The 15,911-nt window shown below is 55.1% G+C and carries 18 protein-coding genes; 9 read left to right on the forward strand and 9 right to left on the reverse strand.

All coding sequences use genetic code 11. The annotated features are described in order from the left end of the window. A partial coding sequence (locus HALA3H3_RS26180) for a group II intron maturase-specific domain-containing protein (protein ID WP_272946850.1) occupies window positions 1-280 on the forward strand: 280 nt, incomplete at its 5' end. A 96-nt stretch (window positions 281-376) separates the two neighbouring features. Here HALA3H3_RS26180 and HALA3H3_RS14060 read toward each other — a convergent pair. The 4 genes from HALA3H3_RS14060 to glcD form a co-directional block, all read right to left on the reverse strand. Beyond that, window positions 377-781, reverse strand: a complete 405-nt coding sequence (locus HALA3H3_RS14060; RefSeq protein WP_022522231.1) for a heme-binding protein — start codon at window positions 779-781, stop codon at window positions 377-379. 85 nt (window positions 782-866) lie between these two features. Further along, the gene (gene glcF / locus HALA3H3_RS14065) at window positions 867-2,099 is read right to left on the reverse strand and encodes a glycolate oxidase subunit GlcF (protein WP_022522232.1); all 1,233 of its coding nucleotides are present in this window, start codon (window positions 2,097-2,099) and stop codon (window positions 867-869) included. Between the two features lie 14 nt (window positions 2,100-2,113). Next, a complete protein-coding gene (gene glcE / locus HALA3H3_RS14070; protein ID WP_022522233.1) occupies window positions 2,114-3,208 on the reverse strand; it encodes a glycolate oxidase subunit GlcE in 1,095 nt (364 codons plus the stop codon). A gap of 74 nt (window positions 3,209-3,282) precedes the next feature. Next, window positions 3,283-4,782 carry a glycolate oxidase subunit GlcD gene (gene glcD / locus HALA3H3_RS14075; protein WP_022522234.1) on the reverse strand — a complete coding sequence of 500 codons (1,500 nt, stop codon included), beginning with the start codon at window positions 4,780-4,782 and terminating at the stop codon, window positions 3,283-3,285. Window positions 4,783-4,987: 205 nt separating this feature from the next. Here glcD and glcC point away from each other — a divergent pair, with 205 nt between their 5' ends. Both glcC and HALA3H3_RS14085 read left to right on the forward strand, forming a co-directional pair. Further along, window positions 4,988-5,767: a transcriptional regulator GlcC gene (gene glcC / locus HALA3H3_RS14080; protein WP_022522235.1), complete on the forward strand. Its 780-nt coding sequence runs from the start codon at window positions 4,988-4,990 to the stop codon at window positions 5,765-5,767. A 40-nt stretch (window positions 5,768-5,807) separates the two neighbouring features. After that, on the forward strand, window positions 5,808-6,332 hold the full coding sequence (locus tag HALA3H3_RS14085; RefSeq protein WP_022522236.1) for a gamma carbonic anhydrase family protein: 525 nt from the start codon (window positions 5,808-5,810) through the stop codon (window positions 6,330-6,332). A gap of 95 nt (window positions 6,333-6,427) precedes the next feature. Here HALA3H3_RS14085 and HALA3H3_RS14090 read toward each other — a convergent pair whose 3' ends face one another. Further along, window positions 6,428-8,119, reverse strand: coding sequence for an L-lactate permease (locus HALA3H3_RS14090; protein WP_022522237.1), 1,692 nt, complete (start codon window positions 8,117-8,119; stop codon window positions 6,428-6,430). Between the two features lie 378 nt (window positions 8,120-8,497). Between HALA3H3_RS14090 and HALA3H3_RS14095 the strand changes: the two genes are divergently transcribed. The 3 genes from HALA3H3_RS14095 (at window position 8,498) to HALA3H3_RS14105 (ending at window position 10,530) form a co-directional block, all read left to right on the forward strand. Next, a complete protein-coding gene (locus HALA3H3_RS14095) occupies window positions 8,498-9,190 on the forward strand; it encodes a glutathione S-transferase family protein (RefSeq protein WP_053857200.1) in 693 nt (230 codons plus the stop codon). A gap of 113 nt (window positions 9,191-9,303) precedes the next feature. Continuing rightward, on the forward strand, window positions 9,304-9,993 hold the full coding sequence (locus tag HALA3H3_RS14100; RefSeq protein WP_022522239.1) for a glutathione binding-like protein: 690 nt from the start codon (window positions 9,304-9,306) through the stop codon (window positions 9,991-9,993). Window positions 9,994-10,173: 180 nt separating this feature from the next. Beyond that, window positions 10,174-10,530, forward strand: a complete 357-nt coding sequence (locus HALA3H3_RS14105) for a phasin family protein (RefSeq protein WP_022522240.1) — start codon at window positions 10,174-10,176, stop codon at window positions 10,528-10,530. Window positions 10,531-10,608: 78 nt separating this feature from the next. Here HALA3H3_RS14105 and HALA3H3_RS14110 read toward each other — a convergent pair whose 3' ends face one another. Then, window positions 10,609-11,967 (reverse strand): uracil-xanthine permease family protein, encoded by a 1,359-nt coding sequence (locus HALA3H3_RS14110; RefSeq protein ID WP_022522241.1) that lies wholly within the window; start codon window positions 11,965-11,967, stop codon window positions 10,609-10,611. A 119-nt stretch (window positions 11,968-12,086) separates the two neighbouring features. Next, complete coding sequence (gene uraD, locus HALA3H3_RS14115; RefSeq protein WP_022522242.1) at window positions 12,087-12,623, reverse strand: 2-oxo-4-hydroxy-4-carboxy-5-ureidoimidazoline decarboxylase; 537 nt, start codon at window positions 12,621-12,623, stop codon at window positions 12,087-12,089. A 163-nt stretch (window positions 12,624-12,786) separates the two neighbouring features. On the opposite strand from uraD, the gene uraH reads away from it, so the two are divergent. From uraH to HALA3H3_RS14130, 3 genes are all read left to right on the forward strand, one after another. After that, window positions 12,787-13,140 carry a hydroxyisourate hydrolase gene (gene uraH, locus HALA3H3_RS14120; protein WP_022522243.1) on the forward strand — a complete coding sequence of 118 codons (354 nt, stop codon included), beginning with the start codon at window positions 12,787-12,789 and terminating at the stop codon, window positions 13,138-13,140. A gap of 15 nt (window positions 13,141-13,155) precedes the next feature. Then, window positions 13,156-14,358 carry a urate hydroxylase PuuD gene (locus HALA3H3_RS14125; protein ID WP_022522244.1) on the forward strand — a complete coding sequence of 401 codons (1,203 nt, stop codon included), beginning with the start codon at window positions 13,156-13,158 and terminating at the stop codon, window positions 14,356-14,358. A gap of 165 nt (window positions 14,359-14,523) precedes the next feature. Further along, on the forward strand, window positions 14,524-15,258 hold the full coding sequence (locus HALA3H3_RS14130) for a GntR family transcriptional regulator (RefSeq protein WP_022522245.1): 735 nt from the start codon (window positions 14,524-14,526) through the stop codon (window positions 15,256-15,258). An 89-nt stretch (window positions 15,259-15,347) separates the two neighbouring features. Here the strand turns inward: HALA3H3_RS14130 and HALA3H3_RS14135 are convergent, their stop codons facing one another. Continuing rightward, the gene (locus HALA3H3_RS14135; RefSeq protein WP_022522246.1) at window positions 15,348-15,644 is read right to left on the reverse strand and encodes a type II toxin-antitoxin system RelE/ParE family toxin; all 297 of its coding nucleotides are present in this window, start codon (window positions 15,642-15,644) and stop codon (window positions 15,348-15,350) included. Then, window positions 15,644-15,898, reverse strand: coding sequence for a type II toxin-antitoxin system ParD family antitoxin (locus tag HALA3H3_RS14140; protein WP_022522247.1), 255 nt, complete (start codon window positions 15,896-15,898; stop codon window positions 15,644-15,646). Before HALA3H3_RS14140 ends, HALA3H3_RS14135 begins: the two co-directional genes overlap by 1 nt. Window positions 15,899-15,911 lie beyond the last annotated feature (13 nt).

The following is a 15,911-nucleotide window of genomic DNA, read 5'->3' on the forward strand; positions in this document are numbered from 1 at the left end:
TGATGTGAAACGCCCCTTGGAAGCACTGGATCAATGGATACGGCGGCGCTTACGCGGCCTGATCTGGCGACAATGGAAACGCCCATCGACTCGGCGTCGGAAGCTGCGAGGGCTAGGCCTAGACGGGCACCGCGCCTGGAAATCGGCGGGGAACGGTCGAGGCCCCTGGTGGAATGCCGGGGCTTCGCACATGAATCAGGCCCTGCCGAGGAAATGGTTTTATGACCAGGGACTGATCTCGGTACTGGATACGGTAAGATGGCTTAAACGTTCTGCATGAACCGCCGTGGTACGGAACCGTATGCCCGGTGGTGTGAGAGGACAGGGGAGGCGACTCCCCTTCCTACTCGATTGTCTGCATCTTAAGTTGCAGCTGTTAGCCCGTAATCGCGGCAACGCCTGCTTTGGCAACCTGCACATCCTGGTCGGGTTTTACGCCGGAAATGCCCACGGCACCTACCACATGACCGTCAACAGTAATCGGCACGCCACCTGAAAGCAGGCCTTGCAGCGGTGCGGTGACGAACGCAGTGCGGCCGCCATTAATCATCTCTTCAAACACCTGGGTCTCTTTACGACCTAGCGCCGCACTGCGCGCTTTTTGCGTAGCGACTTCGGCGCTGAAAGGGGCTGCGCCATCCAAACGCCGCAGCGCTAACAGGTGGCCGCCGTCGTCGGTTACTGCGATGGTCACCGGCCAGCTGTTGCTGTCAGCCTCTTTCTGAGCGGCGTCGAGTACGTTGATCACATCGCTCTGAGCGAGAATGGCTTTTGTTTGCATGTTTGAATCCTTGTTAAGGGAGGAGTGAAAATAGCCGCGCTGTTAAAACCTGCGCGGCTTGGGGTTAAGGGTTAGTGGTGAAGCGTTAAGTGAGCGCTGCATCGACGATCTCAACCCAGTGGCGTACCGGAGTGCGATTGGCGCCCGCCAAGTGGGTTTGGCAACCGATATTAGCCGTCACGATCATCTCTGGGTCTCCGGCCTCCAGCGCATTGAGCTTATTGTCGCGCAGTTGGGTGGCCAGTTCGGGTTGGGTGATCGAATAGGTACCCGCCGAACCGCAGCAAAGATGCGCATCCTGCACCGGGGTTAGCGCGAAGCCAAGCTTGCCCAGCACGCCTTCGACCGCACCGTTAAGTTTTTGGGCATGCTGCAGCGTACAGGGGCAGTGGAACGCCAGTCGTTGCGATGCGTTAACGTTCAAGGCGTCCAGCGGCTCATCTCGCAGGATTTCGACAATATCTTTGGCTAGAGTGCTCACCTTTTGCGCTTTAACGGCGTAGTCAGGGTCATCCTTGAGCATGTAACCATACTCTTTGACAAAGGCGCCGCAGCCACTGGCGGTTTGAACGATGGCTTCGGTGCCTTGCTCAATGTACGGCCACCAGGCATCAATATTGGCGCGCATGCGTGCACGGCCATCGTTCTGGGCATTAAGGTGGAAATCAACGGCGCCACAGCAGCCCGCTTCAGCCACCGGCGTTACGCTTATACCAAGCCGATCAAGAATCCGCGTGGTGGCAGCATTGGTATTGGGTGATAGCCCCGGCTGAACGCAGCCTTCCAGTATCAATACCCGCCGGGTATGGCGGTTGGCATCCGGGCGTGCGCCTGCATCTATCGGCGCTGCGGGCATTTTATTACGCAGCTTGCTAGGCACCAGTGGTTTAAAGGTTTGCCCCAGCTTTAGCAGCGCTTGGAAACGTTTGGGCTCGACCATCATTTTTCGCAGCGCATAGCGCTGGGCCCGCTCACCTGCCGGGCGAGGAACGCGCCGCTCAATTTCGGCACGGCCAATGTTGAGCAGCTTGTGGTACTCCACGCCGGAAGGGCAGGTGGTTTCACAGTTAAGACAGGTAAGGCAGCGATCAAGATGAAGGCGCGTCTCATCGGTTACCTGATCGTCATCGTCGCGGCTCTCCAGCAGCTCTTTCATTAGATAGATACGCCCACGAGGGCTATCGCGCTCATCGCCTAACAACTGGTACGTCGGGCAGGTGGCGTTACAAAAACCGCAGTGCACGCAGGTGCGCAGTATGCGATCTGCTTCTTGAATATGCGGCTTCTGAAGGTCGGCATCGGTAAAGTGCGTCTGCATGTCAGCTCTCCTGATTAAAACGCCGCATAAAGACGACCGGGGTTAAAAATGCCATGGGCATCCAGCTCCGCCTTTAGATTGCGATGATATTTCTCCACCACTGCATTGAGCGGTGTGAATGGATCTGCGGCGCCGCCCTGGAGCTGAGGTGTGTAGCAAGTGGCGTGGCCGCCTACTGCGCTACAGGCATCGCGCAGGGTACTGGCATCCAAGGTGGTTTTCAGCCAGCGCTGGCTGCCCGCCCAGTCGTAAAAAATATCGGCCTCGGGAATATCCAGCGCCAGCGGCGCGGTGTTGGGCGGTAGTGACAGCCGCCACAGCGATTGGTCGGCGCTACAGGTGAAAAATGCGTGAGTATGGTCGCGTAGTTCTTGCCAGAAGTTGGCATCAAGTGGCTCGCCACCTAGACTTGCCTGGGTTGCGGCCACAGAGCTTTTGCCGCCTTCCAAGCGCAAAAACAGTTCGCCGTGGTGCCAAGCGGCGGCGGTAATCGGTAGCGGTTTTCGGCCCAGTTCGGCGAGTTTTTTAAGCGCCTCATCCAGCCCAATGGTTAAGCGCAGGCTGTGAGTCGCGGTGGGAATAGGCAGCACTTTAAAGGAGATGTCGGTCAATACGCCGAGCGTGCCCTGAGCGCCTGCCATCAGGCGCGACAGGTCGTAACCGGCGACATTTTTCATCACTTCGCCGCCAAAGCGGAGGAGTTTACCCTCTTGGGTGATTATTCGCGTGCCCAGCACAAAGTCACGGACTGCGCCTGCCCAGGGACGGCGTGGGCCAGAGAGGCCGGTGGCCACGGCACCACCAATGGTAGACGCTTCACCAAACATGGGCGGCTCAAAGCCCAGCATTTGGTGTTTCTCTGCCAGTACTTCCTGCAGGTCGCTAAGCCGAGTGCCAGCGCGCACGGTCACTACCAGTTCCACTGGGTCATAGCTCACAATGCCACTATGTTCGGCCATCTGCAGTGCTTGGCCTTCCACCGGTCGGCCATAAAAGGCGCGGGTATCTCCGCCTACAATGCGAAGCGGTGTGCGTGCGTCATAGGCGCTGCGTACCTGTTCACACAGGGCATCAGCGATATCGCGGTCAGCAATCGCTCGTTCGGTCATGGTCTTTCCCACTATTGGTCTTTTCCATTATTCGTTTTGGCTAATTATTGTCTTAGCTTCGGCTTGGCTCGCTGCTAGAAGCGCGGTAGCTCCGGATGCGGTAGTTCGTTATTATGCACATGCATAGCACCAAACTCGGCGCAGCGGGCCAGCGTCGGAATATTCTTTCCGGGGTTAAGCAGTCGCTGTGGATCAAAGGCAGCCTTCAAGGCATGAAAAACGCTGATTTCATCCGCCTGGAATTGGCTGCACATTTGATTGATCTTTTCGCGCCCAACGCCATGTTCGCCGGTGATCGAACCGCCCGCGGCCACGCATAGCTCAAGAATCTTGCCGCCCACCTCTTCGGCAAGCGCCAACTGGCCTTCTTTATTGGCATCAAACAGGATCAGCGGGTGCATATTGCCATCGCCGGCGTGGAACACGTTGGCCACCGCCAGGCCACTCTCTTCTGAAAGTGCGGCAATGCCTTTCAGCACGCGGGGGAGCTCTCGGCGGGGGATGGTGCCATCCATGCAGTAGTAATCCGGTGACATACGGCCCACTGCAGGGAAGGCATTCTTACGCCCAGCCCAGAACTTGGCGCGCTCGGCTTCATCCCGGGCCTGTTGGATATTGGTGGCCCCGGCGGCTTCCAGTACGCGGCGAACGGTGTCGCAGTCGTCGTCCACGTCGGCTTCAACGCCATCCAGTTCGCAGAGTAGAATCGCCTCGGCATCGAGGGGGTAGCCAGCTTTGACAAAATCCTCGGCGGCTTTGATGGCGAGTTTGTCCATCATCTCCAGGCCACCAGGAATAATGCCTGCGGCAATGATATCGCCGACGGCGCGACCGGCTTTCTCGACATCGTCGAAGCTGGCCATCAGTACTTTGGCGGCTTCCGGCTTGGGCAGTAGCTTGACGGTAATTTCGGTGACCACGCCGAGCATGCCCTCAGAGCCGTTCATCAATGCCAGCAGATCAAAGCCTGGCGCATCAAAAGATTCAGCGCCCAGCGTCATGTGCTCGCCCTCGATTGTGAGCACATCCACGCGCATCACGTTATGCACCGTTAGGCCATATTTTAAGCAGTGTACGCCGCCAGCGTTTTCGGCCACGTTACCACCGATAGAGCAGGCAATTTGAGAGGAGGGATCCGGCGCGTAGTAAAGGCCATAAGGCGCAGCGGCTTCGGAAATCGCCAGATTGCGCACGCCGGGTTGAACCCGCGCCAAGCGGGCTTCAGGGTCGACTTTGAGAATTTGGTTAAAACGCGACATTACTAAAAGTACGCCCTGTTCCAGCGGCAGTGCACCGCCGGAAAGTCCAGTACCCGCGCCGCGAGTGACCACAGGCACGCCAAGCGCATGGCAGCGCTTGAGCAGCTCTTTCACCTGATCAAAGGTTTCAGGCAGCGCCACCAGCATCGGCAGCACGCGATAGGCCGCCAGCCCATCGCACTCAAAGGGGCGCAGGTCTTCTTCGCGATGCAGCAGCGTCATATCAGGAACGGCTTGCTGCAGGTCGGTTAAGACTTCGCTTTTATCGCGCCGAACCAGTGCACCGTCCAGGCGCTCATCAAAGAGGATATTCATTAAGACATCCCATGCTTATTATCGTTAAAGGTAAATGCTAAAACGGTCTGTAGATAACATGGCCTCAATTTGGGCTTTTTTTACCCGCCTGTCTAGGCTGTGGTGCATTGGTCTGACCAGTAATTAGTCGACTGTGTTGTCTTCTTTGTTTAGTACTGGGTTAAGTACTGGCAAGCTGGACATAAAGCCCATCAGGAGAGCTAACATGCCAGAGGAGAATCAAGCCTTGTCACCCGGGCTGCGAATGCCGGATCAGGTGGCTACCCGGCTTGAGCATTTAATTCTTGATGGCGTTTTTCGGCCCGGCCAACTGCTTCCTTCTGAGAGGCGGCTGTGTGATCGGCTGGGCGTCTCACGTGCTTCGCTGCGTGAGGGGTTGAGAATTCTGCGCAGTAAAGGAATTATCGATACCCGCCAGGGCCACGGCTCGACGGTCGCGACGCTGTTGCCGGTGGGTAACCAAAGCCCATTGATGCATCTGTTTAAAGATCACCCGCGCACGCTGTTTGATCTGTTAGAAGTGCGCGCCCTGCTGGAAGGGGAGTCGGCGCGGTTAGCCGCGAGCCGCGGCACATCCGCCGATCGGGTGCTGATCACTCGACGCTATCGCGAAATGGCCGACTACGCGGAAAGTGCAGAAAGCATTGATGTCGAGCGTCTAGCGCGACTTGATCACGCCTTTCACCTGGCGGTCTCCCAGGCGTCCCACAACCCGGTGTTGGTGCATACACTGCAGAGCCTGACCGATTTACTGCTCAGCTCGGTGTTTGCCTCGGTCAAGCACCTTTATCACTTGCCAGCCCCCAGGACGATGATCAATCAGCAGCATGCGCAGTTGCATGAGGCCGTAGTCAACGGCGAGGCGGAGCAGGCAGAACAGGTGGCACTAGAGCACCTCTCCAGCATTAGCCAACTGCTGCGTGATTTAGAAGAGGAGCACGAACGGCTAGAACGCTCCTCCATGCGACTTGAAGATTGGCAGTAGTTCAATCATTAATACATCAACAACAACCCAGGAGATCAATGTGGCCATTTATCAATACGGTGAGTATCGGCCTGATATTCAGGACGAGGTCTACATCGCGGAAACGGCGGATGTTATCGGCCAAGTGACCTTAAAAGCACATTCAAGCGTCTGGTATCAGGCCGTGTTGCGCGGCGATAGCGATCATCTTGAAATAGGCGAAGAGAGTAATATTCAGGATGGTGCGGTTCTCCATGCTGACCCAGGCTTTCCGCTTAAAGTAGGCAAAGGGGTGACGGTCGGGCATCAGGCTATGCTGCATGGCTGCACCGTAGGCGATGGCTGCTTAATCGGTATACAGGCGGTAGTACTCAATGGCGCGGTGATTGGTGAGAATAGCCTGGTGGGTGCCGGTGCCTTTATTAAGGAGGGCGCGGTGTTTCCGCCTAACTCGTTAATCGTTGGCTCGCCTGCCAGGGTGGTGCGGGAGCTTTCTGATGAGGCCGTTGCGGGTATGAAAAAGAATGCCCAGGGCTATGTCGAGCGCGGTAAACGCCACAGCCAGGAGCTAAAGCGAATAGACTGACGCTAGCTGGCTAGATTGATCTCACCAAAACGACAAAACCCCCAGGTTTAGGCCTGGGGGTTTGTGTTTCTAGCGTAGCGTATACGACCACTACATCACATCAATGGGTCCGTGACGCCAATAACGTAGAACGCAATCAGTGCGATGGTACCGGCAAAGATGAGGTAGTAGATGGTGGGCAGAATCGTCTTACGCAGCGTGGCGCCTTCACGGCCTAACAGCCCGACCGTTGCTGACGCCGCAACCACGTTATGGATGGCAATCATATTACCTGCCGCCGCACCCACGGCCTGCAGCGCTACCATCATGGCCGTAGAGAGGCCCAGGGTTTCAGCAACACTAAACTGGAACTCCGCCAGCATTAGATTGGATACCGTGTTGGAACCTGCAATAAAGGCGCCCAGCGCTCCTACCGCTGGGGCAAAGAAGGGGTAAATGCCGCCTACGCTACTGGCCACCGCCTGGGCCATCATCACCGGCATTGAGACAAGGTCCGCACCGTTAACGCCAGAGTTGATCAGGATGCGCACCATTGGCACGGTAAAGATCAACACGAAGCCAGCACCAAAAATCGTTTTGGTTGATTCAGACACCGCCGCGCTAATCTTTTGCGGGTTCATGCGATGTAAGAAGTAAGTGGCAATCACCACGGCAATAATAATACCGCCCGGCAGGTAGAGCGGCTGAACACCACCACTGACACCCGCTTCACCAAGGATATTGTTCCAACTGAGGTTAATGGAGGTCAGGGCGTTACGCAGCGGCTCGATGGTGCGAGAGGCCACCAGGAACAGAGCGAGAAGTACATAGGGTACCCAGCCTTTAAAGGTGGACATTGGCGCTCTGCCGACAACGTCATCAAGTTTGATTTGCAGGTTGCCGATCCACTCGTCTGGCCAAGAGGAAGACTCGGGGAAGTCCCAGGTGTCTTTAGGCAACAGGAAACCACGTTTGGCGGCAGGTACCACAATCGCCAAGCCGACCATGGCACCGATCATTGACGGGAACTCAGGGCCCAGTAGTACGCCTACCAGCATGTAAGGCACCACGAAGCAAACGCCGGTAAAAATGGCGAAAGGGGTAATCGATAGCCCCTCTTTCCAGGAGCGGTTGGCACCGAAGAAGCGCACCATCACCGTGACGAGAATTAGCGGCATCAAAATGCCCACGATACCGTGAGTAATCGCCACTTCGCTGGTGACTAGCTGGAAGAACACATCCCAGCTGGAGCCTACCGAGTCGAGTTCGGCGCTAATACCTGCACGATCCAGGCCGCTGCCCACGCCGACCACAATAGGCGTGCCCACCGCGCCAAACGAGACCGGCGTTGATTGAATCATCATACCCACGACCACAGCAGCAAGCGCCGGGAAGCCAAGAGCGACCATTAGCGGTGCAGCTACCGCGGCGGGCGTACCGAAGCCTGAGGCCCCTTCGATAAAACAGCCGAACAGCCAGGCAACAATCAACGCCTGTACGCGGCGGTCGGGGCTAATGCCTGAAAAACCATTACGGATAGCCGTAATACCGCCGGAGTGCTTAAGCGTATTAAGCAGCAGTATGGCGCCAAAGATGATCCATAGGAGACCCGCAGTTTGAATCAGGCCTTGAATGGTCGACGCCGCCACGCGGCTAAAGGACATATCCCAAGCGGTTAAGCCAATGATGGCCGCGGTCAGGAAAACAATCGGCATCGCTATCTTGGCAGGTATTTTAAACCCTATGAGCAAAATACCGGCCAGCAACAGCGGCAGGAAGGCCAGAAGTGCAAGTATCGTTTCATTCATGGAAGGAACTGCCCCTTGTTATTGATTTGGTATGCTCCGCAATAACCGTCTGGCAGTCGTACCGCCAGTCGGGTGTAGGTGAAAGATACGATTAGGCTAATCATATGACTACATTGGAAAATTGGTCTTACCACTTAAGTGCTTGTTTGATAGCTGGTGTTGCACGGCTTTTATTTTCTTATATATATGTTTTTAAATGGTTTTTTGGTAGTCGGGGGTAAGTCTAAAGGCGCTGAGTCATTAGACTAATAGACAGTACAGTTGCCAGCGAAAGGATGAGTACAGAACTCGCTAGTTGCGTCGTAGTTGGCTTACGCTCATTGTTATCGGCTGAAATGCTGTGTACTCACTATGATCAACCACACGGAGGTTATGGCAGTGGCAATGACTCTTTATGATCTGTGCGGCCGGGACGAACGGCTCCGCTTCTCACCTTACTGCTGGCGCGTACGTATGGCACTCGCCCACAAAGGGCTGGAATTCACCTTCGTAGCGTGGCGATTCCTCGATAAGAAAGCGCTGGCGTTTGCCGACTACGACAAAGTACCGGTGCTGTGCGACGGTGATCAGGTCGTTACCGACAGTTTCGAGATTATGCGCTACCTGGATAAGGCGTATCCCGAGGCACCCGTGTTGGGTGAGGGCGTCAGCTATCAGCGGGTATTACTGTTCAAATACTTTGTTGAGCGCAGCGTAAACCCTGCGCTATTCCGCATTATCGCCATGGATTTATTTGCAGCCGTCCACCCAGACGACCGTAGCTATTTCCGCGAAACACGCGAAGCGCGGTTTGGTTGCACGCTGGAAGAGTTCCATCAGCCCGAGCAGGGTAAGCAGCAGCTCAAGCAGGCGCTGGCACCGGTACGTGACCTGCTGCGGGAGAGCGCTTTTTTAGACGGTGACGCACCCAGCGGCTCAGATTACCTGCTGTTTGGCAGTATGATGTGGGCTCACGTTGTATCGACACAGGCGGTAGTAGAGCCTGGCGACCCGGTGGATGAGTGGTTCAAGCGTATGCTCAACGTGCACAATGGGGCTGCCAGTAATGCCCTGACCGTACGCGATATATAACGCCAACGGCGCGATATGACTAATAGGGCGGTACGCTAAGGTACCGCCCGATAAATTTTGAAAGCTTGGTGGCTCATTGCGAGTGAATCAAGGTTTTCATCAAGGAGATGGCAATGATTGACCTGTATTATTGGACAACACCTAACGGCCATAAAATCTCCATCATGCTCGAAGAAGCCAATCTGGCGTACCGAGTGAAGCCGATTAACATTGGCCGAGGCGAGCAGTTTGATCCTGAATTTCTCACTATCGCCCCCAATAACCGAATTCCTGCCATTGTCGATCACTCCCCGCAGGATGGTGGCCAGCCGCTATCGATGTTTGAGTCGGGCGCTATCCTCGAGTACCTGGCCGATAAGAGTGGCCTCTTCTTACCCTCTGCAGGCCGCGAGCGCTATATCGTATTGCAGTGGTTGCACTGGCAAATGGGTGGGCTAGGGCCCATGGCAGGCCAAAACCATCACTTTTGCCACTATGCGCCGCAAAAGATCGATTACGCCATTGAGCGCTACGTGCGCGAAACCAATCGGCTTTATAGCGTGCTAGACCAACGCCTGGCGCATCACACTTATGTCGGTGGCGATGACTACTCGATTGCTGACATGGCGATCTATCCCTGGATTGTTCCCTGGGAAAAACAGCGTCAAACCTTGGAAGAATTTCCTGACTTGGAGCGCTGGTTTGACATGATCAAAGCACGCCCGGCCGTACGCCGAGCTTATGCATTGGTCGAAGACGTCAATCCCCAAGCCGGCGTGGAAATGGATGAGCAGGCGCGTAAGCACTTGTTCGGTAACCGCTAGTAGCAGGCTGCTGTCAGCCGTTCTAACTATTTGTGAGTGAGCAGGCGCAGCATGAGGAAAAATCATGTTGCGCTGCACAAAAAGCACTGCTAGCTTTAAGGACAGCAGAGGCAAAAGCCTGGCTAAGAACCGCCTAATCAAGGCGTGTTTATGTGCTAGCTCACTCTTGGAGGTACTATTATGAACAAAGCGACTGAGAAAACCACGCAGCAGTTTGATTCCGTTTTTGTTTCACCGATGCGTTCTTACACGCTGACAGCGCTCGATTACTATGATCAGCTGGTGAGTGCACAGTTAGATGCAGCCCGTGCCTACTCGGACATGGCGATTGCGCAAGCGCGCACTTGGCTTGATGTCAAAGACCCCGACAGCTTCAAAAAAGCCATGGAAACCCAGCAAAAAACGGCTGGCGAATTTATGGAACGAGTGAAGGGCGACACGGAAAAAGTAACTTCCATCGGCCAAAGCTTCGCTCAAGACAGCCAAAACATGGCAGAAGAGACCACTAAGAAAGCGGTAGAGACCGCCAAGCAGTAATTTAACTGTACCACCGCTTTAAAACGCCGCGCCCCGAGGGTGCGGCGTTTTTATTTGCACCCGCTCATCAGCGCATGATTAACGGTTTTGATACTCCGCTTCGGCCTTGGCCAGTTTGGCACGTCTGTCAGGTTTGCCTGGTAAAATGGCGTCTAGTAATAAAGCGGCGAGGGCGGCAGGCACTAAGCCCGACTTAAGCAGCAGCCCTAGCTGCCCCGGCATGGTTTCTGAAATCTCCTCGACGGCTGGCAGACCGATACCCAGGCTTAGCGAGACGGCAATTATCAGCATGTTGCGCTGATCCAGCTCGCACTCTTTGATAATTTTAAGACCCGCCGATGCGATCATGACGACGCCCGCACCGCCAAGAACCGCAGGCGGCATGGCGGCCACCAGTCCTCCCAGCTTGGGAAATAGGCCCATGGCGATTAATAGCAACCCACCGATGGTAACCACGTGGCGACTCACCACGCCGGTGAGGGTAATCAAACCAACATTTTGAGCGTAAGCGGTGTTGGGCAGGGTATTGAAAACCGCTGCCAAGGAAGTGGCTACACCATCGGCCATCACTCCGCCGGAAAGCTCGCGATCCTGCGCCGGGCGGCCAGCCCCTGTGGTCGTAATTGCAGAGATATTGCCGATCGTTTCTAACCCGACCACGAACATAATCAGCGTCATGCCAATGATTGCGGTGCCTGAAAACGTCATGCCGTATTCCAGCGGCTTGGGGAATGCAAACCAGGCAGCGTTACTCAGTGACGTAAAATCAACTATTCCAAGGGCAATGGCTACTATGTAGCCAGCCAATAAGCCAAATAGAATAGAGGACGCTTTGATAAAGCCCCGCCCATATTGATGAACGGCAATCGTCATGCTGAGTACAAAGAGCGCCAGCAACAAGTTGCTGGGTGATGCAAAGTCATCCGCCCCCACACCGCCCGCGGCGTAATTGAGGCCGGCCGGCATCAATGTAATCCCGATCAATAGCACCACAATGCCGGTGACTACTGGAGAGAACCAGTGGCGAATCTTCTTTAAAAACGCGCCGAGCACAAATTGCAGCAGCCCTGCTACAAAGGAAGCGCCCAGAACGGCGGGCAGGCCAAACGCTTTCGCCAGCGGTAGCGCCACCGGCAAGAAGCCAAAGCTAGTGCCCTGCACAATCGGTAGGCGTGCGCCTATCGGGCCGATGCCGATGGTTTGTACCAGCGTGGATACCCCCGCAACAAACAATGCCACCTGAATTAAAAAGATCTGTTCCGCCGGGTTAGCGCCGATCACACCAGCAATAATAATCGGCGGTGTCACGTTGCCAGCGAACATGGCCATGATGTGCTGGAGGCCTAGCGGGATCGCTTTTGATAACGGCGGCATCGCATCGGGGTTTTGATTAATGGTACGCGAAGGCCGCGTTTTGGCATCGGGCGGTGTGGACATAGAGAGCCTTTATTCGCTGTGGGTGACATTGTTTTCTTCTTGCATCCATTAGCTAATAAACGTGTATACAAGAAATAAATGCAATAGCCCGGTCAACGAATAGTCTTCAACGCTTCGTTTTATTGCTCGGCCCGCGCCCTTAACCGAAAGCGCGCAATGCGAATAATTTGCTCAATCGCCGTTTGGCGCTCGGTAGCCGCATCGTTGTTCAGGCGCTCCTCGAAGGCTGCTAATATGGCATGTCGATCCAGCCCTTTAACGGCAATCACAAACGGAAAGCCAAACTTCTCCTTGTACGCCACATTAAGGTATTCAAAGCGCGCAAACTCCTCAGGGCTGCACTGATCAAGCCCCGCACCTGCTTGTTCGCTGGTTGAGTCTTGGGTTAATTCACCTGCCATAGCGGCTTTGCCTGCCAGGTCAGGGTGCGCCTGAATCACCTTAATTTGATGTTCGTTGCTCGCCTGCTGCAACATAAGCCCCATCAGCTCGGCCAGTGCGTCGGGTGTATCATGGGCTTCAGTCAGGCCGTGCTGCCAGGCAGCTTCAGCCACCCAGGGGGAGTGCTCATAAACATCCCCATAGTGATGAGTCAGCATTTCAAGGCTGCACTTGCTAGGCGCGGGTGAAAGCAGTAACGGTTGCGGTGTGGGCACTGGAACTCTCCTAAGCGGTGTAGTTTTTTACAACATACGTGATTCAAAGCAAACGTGGATCTAAACGTGCAGGGTTGGAATTACTGTATACAATAAATATCAGTAACGGTACTCTTTGACCAATAGGTCAAGTAACGTCATCAATAATCAACAAGGAGCGGCTATGGGACGTTTAACCACCCACGTACTGGATACCGCCAAAGGTCAGCCCGGTCAGGAGATTACCATTGAGGTGTTTCGCCTTGCCGGCAGTGAGCGCCAGCATCTGAGTACCGTGATCACCAACAGTGACGGGCGTTGCGATGCGCCCATTTTAGAAGGTGATGCGCTCACGCCAGGCGAGTACGAACTGGTGTTCCATGCCGGTGACTACCTGCGTGCCCAAGGCGTTGAAGCGGCCGAGCCGCGCTTTCTAGATGTTATCCCGCTGCGCTTTGGCGTTGCGGATGCCAGCCAGCACTACCATGTGCCGCTACTTCTCTCGCCTTATGGCTACTCAACTTACCGCGGTAGCTGATAAGGGACTTCCGTTATGCAAGCGTATCTAATCGATTTTGTTAATTTGCTGCTGCGCTGGGTGCATGTGATTGCGGCCATCGCCTGGATCGGCGAGTCGATCTATTTTGTAATGCTGGATAATAGCCTGCGCACACCGAAAGCTGAGGAAGACCGCCAGAAGGGTGTGTTTGGCGAAATGTGGTCGGTGCATGGTGGTGGTTTTTACCACAACCAGAAGTACGCTACCGCACCTGCCAAGTTACCCAATGATCTGCACTGGTCATTCTGGAAAGCTTACACCACCTGGCTTTCCGGCTTTGCGCTGTTTGTGATTCTCTACATGGTCAATCCAGGCTTCTATCTGGTAAACCCCAATAGTCCCTGGGAGTGGGCAGCCAACATGACGGGCTGGCAGGCCAACGTGCTGGCGCTGGCATTTTTGCTGGGCGGCTGGGTCGTTTATAACGAGCTGTGTAAGCGCATTAGCCCCAATATGGATCGCGACGGCCTGCTCAGTGTCGCTGTTGCTGTAATGATGGTGGTCGTTGCCTACCTCAGCACGCAGATGTTCACCGGTCGCGCCGCCTTCCTGCTCACCGGTGCGGTGATGGCGACGGCAATGTCAGCCAATGTCTTCTTCTGGATCATTCCCGGCCAGCGCCGCATGGTAAAAGCCATGAAGGCGGGCGATGCCCCCAATCCTTTGGATGGCAAACGCGGCAAGCAGCGCTCGGTGCATAATACCTACTTCACGCTACCGGTCGTGTTGTTGATGGTGAGTAATCACTACTCCTTTATCTACTCCCACGAGCTTGCCTGGGTGGTGATGGTGCTGTTGATCTTTGCCGGTGCTTTAATCCGTCAATTCTTTGTGTTGATGCATGCAGGCAAAACCCAGCCAGCGTATCCCGCCGTTGGGGTAGGGCTTATTCTGTTAGCGTTTTGGGTGGCCGCACCAAGTTCATCGTCGCCTAGTGGTAATGACGGCGCGCAAGGGCCGGATCAGGCGCAAATCACCGGTTTGATTGAGCAGCACTGTGTTCAGTGTCATGCTCGCAACCCTGAGCATGCTGGTTTTTCAGCACCGCCCGCGGGGATTGCTTTCGATAGCTGGGATGAAATCCTCGGGCAAAAGGCACAAATTCAGCAGGTAGTGACCAGCCGCTATATGCCGTTAGGCAATATGACCAACATGAGCGATGAAGAGCGCGATATGATTGCCGCTTGGGAGGAATGATCAGGCTTTGTACGAAAACTGCCTGCGCTCGACAATACTGCGATAAAAATCGCCTCGAAATGCTCATTTACACCCCGTAAACTCCGCTTTCTCGTCGATTTTTGCCTTGTCTAGTCTTCGCTCGCCGACTTTTCGTACAAACCCTAAGGCCTTGAGAGGATAGCTATGAGTGATGCGCAGGCGCCGGAAAAACGGCGCGCTCCTGCTAAAGAAACGAAAAATAGCAAAGAGGGCGATGAACGCCACGACGCCATCTATCGCTCCGTGAGCGATGCCATTGTCGAGCAGCGTTTAAAGCCCGGCGCACGGCTACGCGAAGATGCGCTGGCGGAAGTCTTTGGCATTAGCCGCACTGGTATTCGTAAAATTCTGCAGCGCCTGGCGCTGGAGCAGTTAGTCACGCTAACACCGCGCCGTGGCGCCAGCGTTACCCGGCCCACCGCCGATGAAGCCAAAGACGTATTCGATGCCCGCCAGTTAATCGAGTGCGGATTAATGCCCGACGTAGCTCGGCGCATGGGCGAAAAAGAAGCAGCGGAGCTGCGCGACATGGCCCGTCAAGAGCGCCAAGCGCTGCGCAGCGGGCAACAAAGCGTGGCTATTCGCCTATCGGCAGACTTCCATGTGCGTTTAGCGCAGCTCTCAGGCAACGCCACCCTGGCAGAGTTTGTTGAACGCCTCTGTTCGCGTTCTTCACTGATACTCGCCGTCTACGGCCATCGCGGCCATTTAGGCTGTGAATCCCACGATCACGATGATCTGATCGGCTACCTGGAAACAGGTAACGGCGAGCGGGCAAAAGCCTTTATGAGCCGCCACCTAAAAGCCATCGAAGCCTCGCTCTCCATGGTTGAAGAGGAAGAGAACGTGCCGGATTTGCAGCAGATATTTGGGGGTTGAGTGTGGCGGCTTTAAGCTGCAGCTTGTTGGGCGGCAACGGAACGGGGCTTGATGGAGACCTTGAAGCTGCGCCGAAAATATAGCGCCCCCTACTCCAGAAGCCTTTCCGGTGCATCCATGTCCTCGTGAAGCACACGAACAACGAGCACTTCCGAGTCATGCAGTTGATAAAAAACAGCGTGGTGCTCGACCTGTAATCTGCGATAACCAGAAAAAACATGGTCGTAGTTCGCGCCAAGTGATGGATGATCAATCAGCCGTTTCATGCCGGTCTCAAGCCGATCCAGGTAATTATCCGCCTGATCAACGCCCCATTCCTCACAGGTATACACCCAAATTCCAATGAGATCAGATTCCGCCTTTGGCGTGACATTCAATTCAAGCACTAATCAACCGCCTTGATCCGCTTACGGCCAGCCGCCTTGATAGCCGATATATCCAGGGGGTTCGGGTTCCCGCTTGACTCACCCTCAACGAGGGCTTGCCTTAGCATGGCAAGACGTTGCTTGGCCTGCTGATCCCTTCGGATGAGATCGCGAATGTATTCACTATCGTTGCCAAAGTGGCCGCTTTCAATCTGGGCTTTCACCCAGCCGTTTTGCTGTTCAGTCAGCGTGATGGTTTTCCGGTGCATGCTCATGGCTGATGCTCCA

This window comes from Halomonas sp. A3H3 (assembly GCF_000982975.1).
Lineage (GTDB): Bacteria > Pseudomonadota > Gammaproteobacteria > Pseudomonadales > Halomonadaceae > Vreelandella > Vreelandella titanicae.

What these genes read in the sequence shown, in the direction of transcription:
- HALA3H3_RS14110 (WP_022522241.1), bottom strand. Translation starts at nt 11,967, where the DNA reads ATGTCCACACCGCCCGATGCCAAAACGCGGCCTTCGCGTACCATTAAT.
- HALA3H3_RS14140 (WP_022522247.1), bottom strand. Translation starts at nt 15,898, where the DNA reads ATGAGCATGCACCGGAAAACCATCACGCTGACTGAACAGCAAAACGGC.
- HALA3H3_RS14090 (WP_022522237.1), bottom strand. Translation starts at nt 8,119, where the DNA reads ATGAATGAAACGATACTTGCACTTCTGGCCTTCCTGCCGCTGTTGCTG.
- uraH (WP_022522243.1), top strand. Translation starts at nt 12,787, where the DNA reads ATGGGACGTTTAACCACCCACGTACTGGATACCGCCAAAGGTCAGCCC.
- HALA3H3_RS14105 (WP_022522240.1), top strand. Translation starts at nt 10,174, where the DNA reads ATGAACAAAGCGACTGAGAAAACCACGCAGCAGTTTGATTCCGTTTTT.
- glcE (WP_022522233.1), bottom strand. Translation starts at nt 3,208, where the DNA reads ATGACCGAACGAGCGATTGCTGACCGCGATATCGCTGATGCCCTGTGT.
- HALA3H3_RS14060 (WP_022522231.1), bottom strand. Translation starts at nt 781, where the DNA reads ATGCAAACAAAAGCCATTCTCGCTCAGAGCGATGTGATCAACGTACTC.
- HALA3H3_RS14125 (WP_022522244.1), top strand. Translation starts at nt 13,156, where the DNA reads ATGCAAGCGTATCTAATCGATTTTGTTAATTTGCTGCTGCGCTGGGTG.
- glcC (WP_022522235.1), top strand. Translation starts at nt 4,988, where the DNA reads ATGCCAGAGGAGAATCAAGCCTTGTCACCCGGGCTGCGAATGCCGGAT.
- HALA3H3_RS14130 (WP_022522245.1), top strand. Translation starts at nt 14,524, where the DNA reads ATGAGTGATGCGCAGGCGCCGGAAAAACGGCGCGCTCCTGCTAAAGAA.
- glcF (WP_022522232.1), bottom strand. Translation starts at nt 2,099, where the DNA reads ATGCAGACGCACTTTACCGATGCCGACCTTCAGAAGCCGCATATTCAA.
- glcD (WP_022522234.1), bottom strand. Translation starts at nt 4,782, where the DNA reads ATGAATATCCTCTTTGATGAGCGCCTGGACGGTGCACTGGTTCGGCGC.
- HALA3H3_RS14100 (WP_022522239.1), top strand. Translation starts at nt 9,304, where the DNA reads ATGATTGACCTGTATTATTGGACAACACCTAACGGCCATAAAATCTCC.